Origin of the sequence: Acetobacter senegalensis, from assembly GCF_001580995.1 — a bacterium.
Lineage (GTDB): Bacteria > Pseudomonadota > Alphaproteobacteria > Acetobacterales > Acetobacteraceae > Acetobacter > Acetobacter senegalensis.
Genome location: NZ_LHZU01000125.1, coordinates 40,099 through 54,652, shown reverse-complemented (window position 1 = coordinate 54,652; position 14,554 = coordinate 40,099). Strand labels below are relative to the sequence as shown.

General features: G+C 48.9%; 10 protein-coding genes and 1 pseudogene. 5 read left to right on the top strand and 6 right to left on the bottom strand.

Going from position 1 to position 14,554, the window contains the following annotated elements:
- Positions 1–590, top strand: a pseudogene (locus AD948_RS07810) (phosphomannomutase); the annotation flags it as partial.
- Positions 591–653: 63 nt separating this feature from the next.
- Here AD948_RS07810 and AD948_RS07805 read toward each other — a convergent pair.
- The 5 genes from AD948_RS07805 to AD948_RS07785 all read right to left on the bottom strand — a co-directional run bounded on the left by AD948_RS07805 (position 654) and on the right by AD948_RS07785 (position 5,937).
- On the bottom strand, positions 654–2,114 hold the full coding sequence (locus AD948_RS07805; RefSeq protein WP_061471401.1) for a hypothetical protein: 1,461 nt from the start codon (positions 2,112–2,114) through the stop codon (positions 654–656).
- 52 nt (positions 2,115–2,166) lie between these two features.
- Positions 2,167–3,342, bottom strand: a complete 1,176-nt coding sequence (locus AD948_RS07800) for a glycosyltransferase (protein ID WP_061471400.1) — start codon at positions 3,340–3,342, stop codon at positions 2,167–2,169.
- Positions 3,343–3,651: 309 nt separating this feature from the next.
- Positions 3,652–4,242 carry a polysaccharide biosynthesis/export family protein gene (locus AD948_RS07795; RefSeq protein ID WP_039904726.1) on the bottom strand — a complete coding sequence of 197 codons (591 nt, stop codon included), beginning with the start codon at positions 4,240–4,242 and terminating at the stop codon, positions 3,652–3,654.
- 67 nt (positions 4,243–4,309) lie between these two features.
- Positions 4,310–5,626 carry an outer membrane beta-barrel protein gene (locus AD948_RS07790; RefSeq protein ID WP_061471399.1) on the bottom strand — a complete coding sequence of 439 codons (1,317 nt, stop codon included), beginning with the start codon at positions 5,624–5,626 and terminating at the stop codon, positions 4,310–4,312.
- A 101-nt stretch (positions 5,627–5,727) separates the two neighbouring features.
- The gene (locus AD948_RS07785; protein ID WP_061471398.1) at positions 5,728–5,937 is read right to left on the bottom strand and encodes a hypothetical protein; all 210 of its coding nucleotides are present in this window, start codon (positions 5,935–5,937) and stop codon (positions 5,728–5,730) included.
- Between the two features lie 64 nt (positions 5,938–6,001).
- Between AD948_RS07785 and wbaP the strand changes: the two genes are divergently transcribed.
- The 4 genes from wbaP (at position 6,002) to AD948_RS17710 (ending at position 13,315) form a co-directional block, all read left to right on the top strand.
- Positions 6,002–7,459: an undecaprenyl-phosphate galactose phosphotransferase WbaP gene (gene wbaP, locus AD948_RS07780; protein WP_061471397.1), complete on the top strand. Its 1,458-nt coding sequence runs from the start codon at positions 6,002–6,004 to the stop codon at positions 7,457–7,459.
- A gap of 75 nt (positions 7,460–7,534) precedes the next feature.
- Complete coding sequence (locus AD948_RS07775; protein WP_061471396.1) at positions 7,535–9,766, top strand: GumC family protein; 2,232 nt, start codon at positions 7,535–7,537, stop codon at positions 9,764–9,766.
- Positions 9,767–9,830: 64 nt separating this feature from the next.
- The gene (locus AD948_RS07770) at positions 9,831–10,880 is read left to right on the top strand and encodes a glycosyltransferase family 4 protein (RefSeq protein ID WP_248845961.1); all 1,050 of its coding nucleotides are present in this window, start codon (positions 9,831–9,833) and stop codon (positions 10,878–10,880) included.
- A 398-nt stretch (positions 10,881–11,278) separates the two neighbouring features.
- A complete protein-coding gene (locus AD948_RS17710) occupies positions 11,279–13,315 on the top strand; it encodes a glycosyltransferase (RefSeq protein ID WP_082782362.1) in 2,037 nt (678 codons plus the stop codon).
- 66 nt (positions 13,316–13,381) lie between these two features.
- Here AD948_RS17710 and AD948_RS07750 read toward each other — a convergent pair whose 3' ends face one another.
- Positions 13,382–14,380, bottom strand: coding sequence for a glycosyltransferase family 2 protein (locus tag AD948_RS07750; protein ID WP_061471393.1), 999 nt, complete (start codon positions 14,378–14,380; stop codon positions 13,382–13,384).
- Between the last annotated feature and the right edge of the window lie 174 nt (positions 14,381–14,554).

The following is a 14,554-nucleotide window of genomic DNA, read 5'->3' as shown; positions in this document are numbered from 1 at the left end:
GGCACACTCAACGTACGCGCATTGGCTCCCCTTTTGTGGTGGCGGAAATGATGAAAGCTGCTGCCGCAGGGATAGTTCCTGCTGTTGGCTATGAAGCAAATGGTGGCTTCCTGCTCGGAACTGATGTGACATTTGAAGAGCGCACTCTTTCGGCATTACCCACACGTGATTCCGTTCTTCCAATGATATGTGCACTGGTTGCCGCTCGGCGGGAAGAGCACGGTCTTGCTGGATTGGTTAAAAATCTACCGCCGCGCTTTACACAAAGTGACCGTCTGGCCGATATGCCGACAGAAAGAAGTCTTTCGTATCTTACGCTGCTACTGGAAAATCCTGATGAAAGTCTGGAAAACCTTGGCTTTTCCAAGATATGTGGACCACTGGCACATATTGATAAGACAGATGGCATACGAATGACTTTTCGTAATAGCGATATTGTACATCTGCGCCCATCAGGAAATGCACCGGAACTCCGTATATACGTTGAGGCCAGAAGCCCGGAGCGAACTGAAGAACTTCTTCGAATTGGTATGAAGATCCTAGAAAAATGGAGAAACCCAAGCGCTGAAAAACAGTTCCTGACCTCATAATAAATAATGCTCATTAAATCGAAAAATTACAGATAAGCCTGATACACCCAGTGTATTTTATTTCTAGAGCATTTTTGTCAAAAGGCGTGGTTTTTCTTCCATGTCCGCAAGATGCTCTTGAAATTCTACAATAGAGTTCTGAACAACTGTTTCACGAGACTGCAAATCAACGCGAGCAATGGCCGCAATTAGCATGCCAATCAATAAGTAGAAATTCAGAAGCCCCAATGTTGGACTTGAAATGCAGGCCGCGACAATGCCTCCGGCCAAAGCAGAAAGCATTCCATCTATTACCAGGCGTTCTGGCCCTGGAGGAACAGTGCGTCGGGCGTGCATGGCTGCTCTCAAAAGCAGTCCATCAAAAATGAGAAGCCCGATCCCGCCTATTATCCCTATTGTCGATAACAGGCTTGGAATAAGGCTGGAGGCCCTGTTGCTTCCCCACCCTACCCCTAAGCCATAGGTCTCTCCAACCAAAGCCATTGAATCACTGTCTGCTTGTGAACGGTCCTGGTACGATTGGCTCTGCTGTTTTTCTGTAGTGGATTGATAGACATTTTGGGCGGCTGGCACAACTTGCGGAACGGCTGTTACCAACACAAGAATACCACAGCCCACGACAGCGGCCCCGCCGACAACCAACCGTAGAATGTTACCCATTAATCGTGTTGCTCCTGTCAGCATGATGGCGACAGGCAGGAGACAAAGACCAACCGCCACTGTCGCAAACCCTGTGGTTGATGTTGTACAGGCCAGTGCAAAAGCAGATGCTGGAATCAGCCACTTTGCTCCCGCTATGGAATAGCCTTGCAGGACAATCCAGACACAGGAGAACAAAATCTGGCACAGAAACATTGCGCAGGCAGCTGGTTCCGAAAAGGACGCATTGATACGCGGAACCGGACCTGCCATCTGGGTATTGAGAACAGCCCAACCCGGATTGGAATAGAAAAAGATGTCGGGATAAGGCACACCTGCAAGACGATGGGCTAATTGCCACATGCAAATTATGACAACTCCCCAGCCTGACAGAAGAAACGTGCGATAAAGTTTCTCGATAGAGACATCATTCCGCGTTAAAAATCGTGCAGAAATCACCATTAAAGATGTGTTGATAATCAGATAAATATCCTGAGAAATATTCCCAAAATTTGGAGAAAGTAAAACACGCCCCCCGACAGTATCGCCTTTCTGAGGCCAGACCATAACCTGATTCATGAACAACCGAGGCATGATCAATGATCCCACGACGGTCCACATGACGACAAGAATAAAAGGAAAACACAAAGTCATGACTGTTCTGTCACCGGGGTAGCGCACTCCCATGATCCACTGCAGCAGAACAAAACTTATAAAAGCCAAGGCCGGAACCATGGCGGGTTGTACCCCCAACCCGCCAACAATAAGAGCGGCCGCAGCTGGAAGAACGCCAGCAAACAACAAAATATGCAACATAGTTGTAGGACGGGCCCACAACAGCAAACACAAGGGAAAAAGGATCATCCCCACCATTGGCACGGTCATTTTCCCACCTTTTTATTTTTATATATCGCGGACAATCTTGTTTAGAGGCGTCCTATGGTTCATTCTGTAGTGCCATAGCACTTTCCACAACATGAAACATATTCTTGCGAAAAGCCTCTTCCGAAAACCGTTGGGCATTGGTGTGGCAAAGTTGTGCATCAATGGGCGGCACTGTCGCTTCAAATTGTTCAACAGCGGCAACAATTGCCTCTGCACTCTGTTCACTGAAAAATATACCTGTGGGGCCAGCTATATCATTGTCTTGCCGAACAATGTCGCGTGCGCCGCCGCGGTTGAAAACAATCAGCGGAGTACCACATGCCTGCGCTTCCACCATTGTGATGCCAAAATCCTCTTCGGCCGCAAACACAAAAGCTTTCGCGTGACACATGTAATTCTCGACATCTGCATCACTTAAACGGCCATGCAGGATAATATTAGGAGCATGAGTTGCCAGATGCGCTATTTTTTCACGCTCTGGTCCATCTCCTACAACATGCAGAACCCTATCTGGCATACGGGCAAAAGCCTCAACAACCAGATCAATACGTTTATAAGGCACCATTCTGGAGACGACGACGTAATCCTGCCTTACAGAGGGCAGATTTTTCAATGGCCGCACTTCTACCGGTGGATAAACTACTTGAGCCTGCCGACGATAAACTTTTCTAATCCGGCGGGCAATGTAATTGGAGTTGGCTACAAATACATCCACACCAGCTGCCGAGCGTACATCCCAGTTTCTCATATGATGCAGGAGCCAACGTGCATATAGGCTACGCACTCCACGCTCCATATTGCTTTGGCGCAGGTAGGCAGCCTGCATGTCCCACGCATACCGCATGGGTGAATGGACGTAACAAATATGAATCTGATCTGGTCCGGTGATCACGCCCTTGGCAACTGCATGGTTGCTGGAAATAATCAGGTCAAAGCCCGAAAGATCCAACTGTTCCACAGCAATTGGCATGAGGCCAAGATAATAACGGAAAAAACGCCGTGCGAAAGGAAGCCGTTGAATAAATGTAGTCTGAACGGGTTTCCCCTTCAGCATCACACGCTCGGCCTGCGGCATGAAATCGACAATCGCAAACATCTCTGCTTGTGGATACATAATCAGTAATTGTTCCACCACACGCTCTGAGCCAGCATAATGCTCTAGCCATTCATGCACGATAGCAACACGCAGATCAGAATATGCTGACTGTTTCAGAGTAGTATCCCCCATAGTTGGATCCTCCGTTCCGTTGCGCGCCAACGGCCGATCATAGACTCAGTCATGCTTTACAGATGAAAAGACGTAATGTTATCCTCAGCAAAGCTATCGGGATGCAAAGTATTTTTGTTATAGGATACGTAACTTGACGCTAAAAACACGTAAAGAAGCGCCTAAGGCGTCATCCAACGAACAAAAACGGTCTTTTCCTTCCCACCGTTTACGGCCAGCCCGTGGGTTCGTTATTGGTATTACAATAGGATTACTTTTCTGGAGCATTCTTATTATCGGATTTTTTCTTATCCGATAATTATTTCTCTCCTAGAAATGCCGCTCATAAATTTTAATAACATCACCTGGTTTTACGTAATCATAAGGTTTGAGAAAACCTACCGTTGTGTGATGCCCTTCCTGGCGCGCCACATACGCGCGGCTCTCCAAAGCCCGGTAGGTAAATCCTCCCCCGGCCGCAACGGCTGTCAGCAAAGTCATACCAGGCTGGTAGGGATACTGGCCCGGCTTTGCAACTTCACCCAGTACAGACACCAGCCTGTAAGCTGATACCTCGACCGCCACTTTAGGATCACGCAACATCTGCGCTGACTGTAAGGCTTTTCTTACTTCGTCCGAAAACTCTTCCGTTGTCAGCCCTTCCGCACGCAAACTTCCGGCAACAGGAAACGCAACCTTTCCCTGGCTATCAACGCGAAAGCTGGACGTAAACTGATCCTGCCCATACGTCATGACACGAATTTCGTCATCAACACCTAGCCGGTAATCACTGGGATCATAAGCCGTGACAGGCTTCAGGTTCCACCCAGGGGTGCATCCAGCCAGGAGGCTTCCAATCACTCCCCAACATACCGACCGCCCAATGGCAACACGGTAAAACTCTGAACAGGTCGTCGCCATACGTCATTTCCTCCAGTCAGTATGTTTTTCAGGAGTGTGGAATAATCCGCACCAAACAAGATCTTTCTTAAAGAGAGAACTGAACCTTGATCAGAAAGCGATGAACGGGAAAACGCCCACTTCCTATGGTACTCTGGCTACTGAAATCATAATTGGCTGCCAGACGAATATGTCTGTTGATCAGCCATTCTGCTCCCAGACCGCCCCCATAGAGAGACTGCTTGTTCCGACCTTGATAAAGCACTGTGTTTTCCAAGAAAGCCGGAGCCGCCGGATAGTTCGCTCTTTGAAGCTGTCCATAGGCAGAAAAAACTATATTTCTCTTGAAATTATGAGTAACCCCGATGCGGGCCCCAGTGAAAGTATAACCAACAATATTTTCAAATGCGCTATCATCAATACCATGGTGAACCGTCGCAGTAACTGTTGTCAGGCGCGTTGGTAACCACTTTAATTCTGCTTCAGCTATCGGGGAGTTAATGACCCCAAACGCCGTGGCCCGATAATGCCGCGTCTGATACCCGACAACACCTCGAAAGCGAATGGGGCCATGCAAGCCGAAATCATACCCCGCCATAATAGAAAATCCGTTGGAATCACGAGAAGGAGCATTTTCCAACTGATTCTGATAACGGATTTCCGTACCCTGCACCACCAAGAGGGCATGACTGTCTTGACGCAGTTCATACTGTGCTGTCACGCCTTGCGTAATGATGACACGATCTCGATAGGTTTGCGTCGGCTGAAATTCGGATGGCGTAAAAAAACCAAAATGATATCGTTGAATTCCGCCTTGCGGAATAAAACTGACTCTTCCATGCGTGGTCGCTGTGTAGCTTAGTCTTATGTCATCCACCTGATACGGTACAGGCCGACTTAAAACCAAAGCCCCCATGTCCGTTGGCATCTGCACAAGAGAAAGATGAGTATAGGAGGCCCCGATTGTGTCATGACCAAAATCATGAACACCGCCTATATTGGCAGTCCAGTTCGTTCTATTCTGAATGCTGCGTGACGGGTAACGAACATCATCCACACCAATATTTCCGTGCAGAACATCGCGCTTTCCCCACCGAGCCACCGCACTGAGATTAGCCTGCGTGTTGATGACTGCGCTGGCCTTTCCCCCGAGAATCTTATCAACATTGGTATCGTACCCGATCGCCTCGCCACCATCCGCATTGATTTGGAAAGGACCAAACCGCTTGCCAAGAGGAGCATATTCTCCCAGCGCGCGGATCTGTGCTGGCTCTTCAGCCAGATCTCCAGCCCCACTGCCTGCCGGAGGGAAGTATGTATCAATAACCTGAGCAAATGCGCTTCCTCCGCTCCACAAAGGAACAGAAGCTGTCAAACTCAGCCCAATGACCACTATTTTACGCACCAGACACTCTACCAATCATTCTTAACGAAATGGACGACGATATTTTTACTGATAACGATTTTTAGATACGCCGAGTCTGTACCGATCGAGAGAATTACACTTTAAACCTGAATACGGAAAACTTTCTTTTTATAAGCATGTTTTCCTTTTTTCCTTCTTGCCTGAGTTCTCGCAGAAAAAGACATCACATTCACGTTATCTTCTGTGGAATATTTTTTCTTCTCCATGCAACCAACAGGCCAATAGCCGCGTATAAAGCTTGTTGTGGTCAGGTAGGTTAGCGCATGTGCGGCTTCCTGCTGGGCCGTCATCCAATAAATCTCACACTATCAAAAAATTTTGGCTCGACATGTTCGAAATGATGCGGAGTGTGTCATGGATGTTTACGGTTCTAATGCAGCAGTCGCCCCATCCGTCATTTTAACGGACCATGAGGATTTTTTCTTCAAAGATGATAGGAATCCTCCGTCATCTTTACGAAAAAGCACGCAGGCACAGATCATATGTGGTCTTTCATTAATGATAACAGACTGCGTTTCTTTTGCTCTGTCTGTGGCCACGCCAAGCCTATTTTATGAACAAAATACATTTTATACAGAACAAGAATTTTCCTTCTATATTTTCTTGTTTTTTATTATGTCCACATACTTCATATACAAGAAACATTACACGGACAGGCAACCATTCTGGAATGAAACAGCCCAAATCATAGGGGCTTCTTTTATGGCAGCGGCAGCATTCATTGCACTCGCCTGGCCTACCGTCCCCCCCTTATACGCTTTTTTTCCCTTTCTGTTATTTCCTTTTATTGATATCTCGTCACGGCAATTAACCAAAAGGCTTCTCCATCGGGCAGGCCTGTGGCGTCTCCCGGTTCTGTTGATTGGGGAGCCTGAAACCTGCGCTCATGCTGTGGCAGTGTTTTCCAGCGAGCGTTTTCCGAGCCTGTACTCAGTAGGATGTGTCTCTGCATCTCGTCTGCTGGATATTTCCGTAGAAGAGCTGAGGCATAGATTACTTGAAAGCCACGGTGCAGCAAAACTCATGCTGGTTCTGAATAGTCATGATCCCTTTGGGCACGCCGTAATTGAACATATTACCCGCACGCGGTTGCCATTTTGCCTTATGTCTCCCGTGTCAGGGTTACCGCTAGATTACGCCTATCATTCCTATTTCAGCCATGACGGAATGCTGATGACATTCCGGAGCAATCTGGAAAAACCCATCCACTATTTCGCTAAAATTGCGTTTGATCTGTTCGTGGCATCTTTGATTTTGATAACCATTTTACCCGTTCTGACCATCATATACGTGTTGGTCCGACTGGATGGCGGGCCGGCTATTTTTGGGCACACCCGCATTGGGCGAGACGGTCGTCCGTTCCGGTGCCTCAAATTTCGCACCATGGTCATTAATGCAGATGCGGTGCTGGCTGATCTTCTGGCACACAATCCGGAAGCGGCGGCAGAATGGGCAGCTACCTACAAACTTACGTCCGATCCACGGATTACCCGCATCGGCCGTATACTCCGCAAGACCAGTCTGGATGAACTTCCGCAGATCCTGAATGTCCTGAAAATGGATATGAGCCTTGTCGGCCCACGTCCTATCATTACGGCAGAACAGGTCTATTACGGAAAAGACATCAGTTATTATACGGCCACCCGTCCAGGTATCACCGGGCTGTGGCAGATCAGTGGACGTAGCGATACTTCATATGTGCGCCGTGTCCAGCTAGATAACTGGTATGTCCGCAACTGGAGCTTGTGGCGCGATATTATCATCCTGATAAAGACCATCCCGGCTGTCCTGACACAAAAAGGGGCTCGCTAGAATAATGCTGGATAATACCGGCATATTTTCTAAACCCACATCAATCTTATCATTCACCGTGAGAGGACAAAAGCGATGAATACTCTGCAAATCCCCTCATCTTACAGCAAGCAATCCACATTGCCTGGGGCACCACAACAGGTCTCTCCCTTGCATGCCTTCAGTATTATGAACCGGCACCGGATTACGATTGCCGTTGTCACTCTGGCAATTGCGATCCCCTCTGCTGTCGCCATTTTTTCCATGAAACCTTATTATGATGCCTCTTCAATTCTGATTGTCGGGACAAGACAGGCTCCCTTCCGTGATCTTCAGGCCACGGTTTCCTCGCCCGAAGTCGATACCGTCGCCGTAAACAGTGAGGTCAGTATTCTGCGCAGCCCCACCATTTCTCGGGCTGTGGTTCAAAAGCTTGATCTGACCCACGACCCGGATGTGCTGGAAAGCCTCAGTTACGTGCCTTTAAGCAAACGTATCACCAATACCGTAACACGGTTTTTCGTAAGTCCTCCTGCGGTCCGTCCCCTAACGGAAAACGAACGTATTCAGGCGGTGAGTGAGCTTTTGAACAAGTGGGTGACCGTTCTGAATGATGGCCGCTCTTACATCATCACCATTACCGCCAGCACGGCTGATCCACAGACGAGTGCGCGGATTGCCAATGCTTATGCGGACGTCTATCTCGATTTCAAAAGACGTATGAAAGTGACAGCCACATGGCAGGCTAATGCGCTTCTGGATGAGCAGATTGTGCCGCTGCGTGACCGGTTACGCAAAGCCGAGCAGGCTGTACAGGCTTTCCGCGAAAAAAATGGTCTGATTGCTGCTGAACTGGAAAGAGCACCCGTCGCGGGAACTGACAATAATACAAACGGCGGCGCGACCGTTACAGATCAGCAATTGAGCCAAATGAATCGCGAACTTATTGTAGCGCGCGGTGATTTGGAAGCACACCGTGCACGATATGCAGAAATCAGCAGCGCAATCAAAAATGGTAGTCTGGATAGTATTCCGGAGGCTGTTTCCTCCCCCTTGATCCAGCAATTGCAGGCGCAGGAGGCGCAAGTCAGCAGTCAGGCGGCCAGCTTGAGCCAAGTTGTCATGGACGCTAATCCAGAACTTCAGTCCACGCGTGCCGCCGCATCACATATCCGCAGCCGTATAGGGGCCGAAGTCCACCGTATTGCCAACAGTGCCGCCAAAGAACTTGCCAGTGCTCAGGCACGCGTTGCCGCGCTCTCTAACGAGGTCAACAAACTTCAGAAGCAGGTTACGGCTGAGAACGAGGCTGATGTGACCCTGCGGCAACTTCAGAGTGAAGCAACTGCAGCACGCACCGTGTATCAGGACTATCTGGGCCGTTTTGCGCAGACCTCAACGCAAGCAGAACTTCAGGTTGCTGAAGCCGATCTGATTTCCCGTGCGGAACCACCTCTGGAACCTCAGGGCCCACCGCGCAAGCAATATATGGCGATTGCCTTTCTGTTTGCGTTGTTAGCGGGAGCCGGTTCAGCGCTCGTTATTGACCGTGTGCATAAAGGCATACGCAGCCTTGAGGAGCTTGACGCCATTCCGGGGCTTTTTGCTCTGGGTCTGGTGCCCGCCTTTACCGGCTCTCTGGTTCGGCAATACAGCTCCCCCCAACGTTCTGCTTATATCGAAACGGTCGATTCCATCAGAAGCGTTCTATCCTTTGGTCATAGCCGCTTTCGCGCCAAGGTCGTGCTGATTACCTCGGCAGAACAGGGCGAAGGCAAAACAACTTTTGCTCTTTCCCTTGCCGCCAATACGGGACGCTGCGGGCAACGTGCGCTTGTGATTGATTGCGATATCCGTAACCCTTCCACTATGCGCGTGCTCGGCGCTCTCAGGGTTGCACAGAATAACCACATGCCAGTTGATCCGCTTCTGGCTGGTCTTGAGCGGGATGTTTTGCCGGGTGTCGATATTCTGACACCGGATGCAATTCGTCATCATGGCAATGGGGCCATGCTTCTGCCGGAAGAACTGGGACAAATACTGGCGCATGTTGGGTCTCAATATGACATGATCCTGTTGGACACGCCTCCCGCGCTCGCATTTCCCGATGCCGCAATTCTTTCTCGCCAGACAGATGGCGTGGTGCTGGTGGTAAAGTGGGGCCACACATCAGCCTCCACCCTTACGCAGACATTGCGTACCCTGCACACATATGATGCGCGCACATTGGGCGCTGTTCTCACACAGGCTCCGCCTAACAGTTTGGGAAAAGCCGAGAAAAGTCCTTTCCACGTCTACAAACGGTACGGCCTTCTGCCCGCGAGTTGAGATGAGACCCTCTGACAAGGAGAGTGCGTTGGTAAGACCAGATATCTACATCAATGGACGCTTCATGACGCAGCCTTTAAGTGGAGTGCAACGTTTTGCGCTAGAAATCAGCGCAGCATTTGCCCGCGTCAGTATGGCGGATGGGTATCCGGCACCCGTCATGCTAACCCCAAATGCCGCGCTTCTAGAAGAAAGCGCATCTGAACGCCCGCTTCGCGCGGTAGGGCGTAGGCGCGGCCAGTTATGGGAACAACTGGATCTTCCCAAAGCTATCAGAAACGGTGTTCTGATAAGTCTTGGTAACACAGCGCCTCTTTTTGGAAAAAATCGTATCGTCATTATCCATGACGCTGGAGTCTTCAGTCAGCCCAACTCTTATTCATGGAAGTTCCGTACCTGGTACAGGTTTCTGTTGACCATGCTGCGTTACAGTGGCGCCCGTCTTGTAACGGTCTCCCGGTTTTCGCGTAATGAGCTATCCAGATACCTACATATCCCAGCCGAGCAGATCTCCATTATCAGCGAGGGTTCAGAGCATATAAAAAATCTTCCTGCTGACACCGGTATTCTGACAAAGCACTCTTTGCGCACCCAAGGGTTTGTGCTTGCAGTCGGCAATCTGGCTCCCCACAAGAACCTCGCACAATTGGGACCACTCGCCGAGGCTCTCGCTCTACGGGGTACCCCACTTGTCATCAGTGGGAGCGTCAATAAGGCTGTGTTCAACGCTCAGGGGCAACAAACACTGCCAGAAGCGGCAATCTATGTTGGACGCGTGAGTGATCAGGAATTGCGCGCTCTTTACGAGGCCGCAGCCTGTTTTATCTTTCCGTCTCTTTATGAAGGCTTCGGCCTGCCACCACTGGAAGCCATGTACTGTGGATGCCCTGTTGTAGCGGCGGATATCCCAGTTTTGCACGAAATTTGTGGAGACGCCGCCACCTACGTCAACCCCCATAACGCAGACGCCATTACGCGAGGGGTCATGCACATTCTTGATACACCGGCTAAAGCGCAGGAAATGCGTCAGGCAGGATTAGCCCGTGCGGCCACTTTTACATGGGAAAAAGCTGCGCGCTCCCTTTTGCAGATTACGGAGGCCGTCTGTCCATGAAGAGTGCTTTCTTGTTTTCCAAAAAGATATTTTTACTCACTATTCCTGTGTTGACTTATAGTCCTTTGCACCATTTTGCGTACGCAAATACCAGAACGCAATCCATTTGGTGCAGTATCTCGGATCCGGCAAGTGAACGTATTTTTGTAAGCAATCCGATCCGGCGGCCCATACCATCGCGCATGGCGATCATGGATTACGGAAGCAGATTTGCCCGGACCGTTAACTCGCGCTTTGGTTTGCATGTTGTTCTGGAAGGAAACCATTGCCATGCATTTCCTTCCAGTTATCGCGCAGCCACAACATATGCGGCTCTGGTTTCTCGGATGGCAGATCAGAATTTCAAAATTATCTCAGTGAGTATTTTTTAATAAATTTCTCTTTCAGGATTATATCTCATGTCCGCTCCAGTTTCTGCGCCGCTTCGTGTTTTTGTCCAGCTTAGCTATGGATATGGAGCAAGTGATTGGAACACACGGTGGAAAAAGGGAGAAATACCAGGCATCAACGAACCCTATGCCTATGGGTATTACCGCGCCGCCGGACCAGACGCCGTTATTGTCCATTCAGAAGATAATCCGGAAAATTTATTCTCCCGCCTTATTCGTTATGCTGCCCGTCTTATCATCGGTTTTGACTTTGTTCACGCATGGTATAACCGAAAAGGTATTCTATCCGCCGATGTTGTCTGGACGCACACGGAAGGGCAGGCAATGGCCGTACTGCTGCTCTACCGGCTCAACCCTCGTAAGCACCATCCTCCTCTGATTGCACAAAGCATCTGGTTGATGGACAGATGGCCCAACCAGCCGGTCTGGCGCAGGATAATATCACGCTCCCTGCTTTCACGCGCAGATCTTCTTACCTTTCACTCCCCCGAAAACATGAAAAAAGCTGAAGCGATTTTTCCGAATAGCAGACTGGAATGCGTAAAATTTGGCATTCGTGCCGATGAAATAAAACTTTATAATCCCCTCCCCTATAATCCCGGGGACGCTATTCGTATTCTGTCTTTAGGCAATGATCAGGACCGGGACTGGAAAACCCTGATCAAAGCAACCAGTCAGTTCCCTCAGGACATGCCCTGTCATGTTACTATTGCCACAACCAACCGCCTCAAGCGTGCTGATCATGTTACTCAGGTTAAGGCCTCCAATAATGATCAGTTACTCTCGCTGTATGATCAGGCCCATATCGTGGTTGTGCCCTTGACCTCCAATCTCCATGCGTCTGGCATTACTGTTATTCTGGAAGCGACGCTCCGTGGTCTTCCTGTTATTGCAACAGATACCGGTGGTCTAAGGCATTATTTTGATAGTCAATGCGTCTGCTATGTCCCGACTAAAGATACAGCGGCATTGAGAGAGGCTATTCTAGCCCTCATGCGCAACCCAGAGAAACGCGAAGAGATGGTAAAAAAGGCTCAAGCGCGTATCCTGAGCGATGTAAACTCACAACATTATGCGGACAGACATCTCAGCCTGTCTCAGGAAATCACATCGGAGCAATGTTCGATCCCTGCAACTCTCTTCAACAAAAATAAAAAGCCCCCGCAAGACCAGAAAATTGTCGTCGGTATAGCCACGAGTGGGCGCCCAGCCCTTTTAGAGGAAACCGTGCTGGAGCTGTTCAAGCAAAGCCATTTACCCCATCGGGTTATTGTTTGTGCGCCTACAGCCGCCGACAGTGAAAGTTTGGTACCGGATTCAAGATTACACATTTTGCATGGTCCCCGTGGTGCGTCTCATCAACGCAACGCCATACTTGATTCTGTGAAGGATGCTGACATCATCCTTTTCTTTGATGATGATTTTCTGCCAGATAGAAACTATTTGCGTGAATGCGCAATTGTCTTCGCAAACCATTCTGACATTGCCATAGCGACGGGACGGGTACTCGCAGATGGTGCCAAAGGACCTGGGCTTTCGCTTGAAGAGGCGCGTGCCATTATTGCCGATGCTCCCACTTCCTCCCCCCAGAAGCTCCCACCAATAGAACCGGCGTGGAATGGGTACGGATGCAATATGGCATGCCGCTTCTCCATTATTCGAGAAACGGGACTACGCTTTGATGAACGCTTGCCCCTTTACGCGTGGTATGAAGATATTGATTTTTCACGACGCGCAGGCCGGCTAGGACGTATTGTACGTATAAACACCGCCGTTGGCGTTCATCTGGGAAGTAAAACCGGCCGAACCCCCGGAAAGAAATTGGGCTATTCACAAGTCGCTAATCCGCTTTACCTTGCTCATAAAGGAACGTACCCTCTTGATCACGCCCTACGGAGTATTGCACGGAATATGACTATGAACATTATTCGAAGCATTCGACCGGAGCCTTATATCGATAGGCGCGGCCGAGTGATTGGTAATTGGCTTGCCCTGCGGGATGTTCTGGGAGGAAAAATTTCTCCTGAAAAAATACTAACCTTGTAAGAATGATCTCAATATAAGCCTTTATTTTATCGTGTTAATTTTCTGTTTATGCCTTTTTTCTTCCTATCATGAACTGTATCGTTTCCGTATGAGAAAGCGTGCCAGACGATCGGGGACCAAAAGAGTGAGAACAGACCAGGCCATGATAAGAAAACGATCCGTTATTTTCTGAAATCCTGAACGGAACGGGAGCATGATGCTATCCACAAACGCACGCATCCTGCTATCTCCGGGCAGAGGATGTAGTTCAGGCGTCAACCGCAGGGACGCAACCCGAAACTGTAGAAAATTACTTCCCCGAAAGAGAATATTTATATCTGGTGGCTGTAAATTTTTGAGAAAACAGGCCCGTTGCGCCGCTTCCAAACGTTTTAATCCACGAGCAACTTCCCTGCTATAGTTGGTTTCTTTTGCTGTCATCTGGCTATCATTGGCACCATGCATTCGATATAAAACCAGAGGTTTTGCGATCGTGATAATATCTCCCATATAGGGAGCCATGGCGATGCGGGTTGAATCCGTAAAAGCATCATATGTCTCATCAAGCGGAAAAAAAGCTTCCAGAAATGTGCGGGACCATGCGTTTCCTGAAGCTGGCGGACTTGGATATTCAAACGAGGTTTGGACCCATGATCGTATCTGTGCAGGTGTTGGAGAGAAATCATATTTTGGAATAGTGCGGCCAATCGGTGATTTGTCTGCATCAACCCGTTGCATGATAACCTGCACTTTGCTGAGCCCTTCTCGCCAGACCGCAGCAACCTCTTTCAACATTCCAGGCAACAAGATGTCATCAGAATCCAAGAATATGATAATGTCTCCGGAGCTTCTTGAAAAACCTGTGTTGTTCGCTTCTCTCTGTCCCCTATTCTCGGTAAAGACAGAAATAATCCTGTCACCGAAGGATTCTATGACCTGGCGGGAACCATCTGTAGACCCATCATCAACAACAATAACTTCCTTATTCGGCCAATCCTGTTCAAGCGCGCTTTCAATCGCTTCCTTTACATAAAGCTCATAATTGTAGTTTGGTATGATAATCGAGAATGATATATTTTTTTCCATCACAGTCGATCTTTTCAAAAACGCTTCAAAGAGACTAGAACCTGTTTTTTCGTAATTTTCAATAAATATAAAAAACCTTTTTTAGATTTTCCTTCTCACGCAACTTCGGATCGCGCTCATCGTTTAGGTGAGATAAAAACTATTGTAAGAGTGAGGAGTGAAATATGCCAAGTG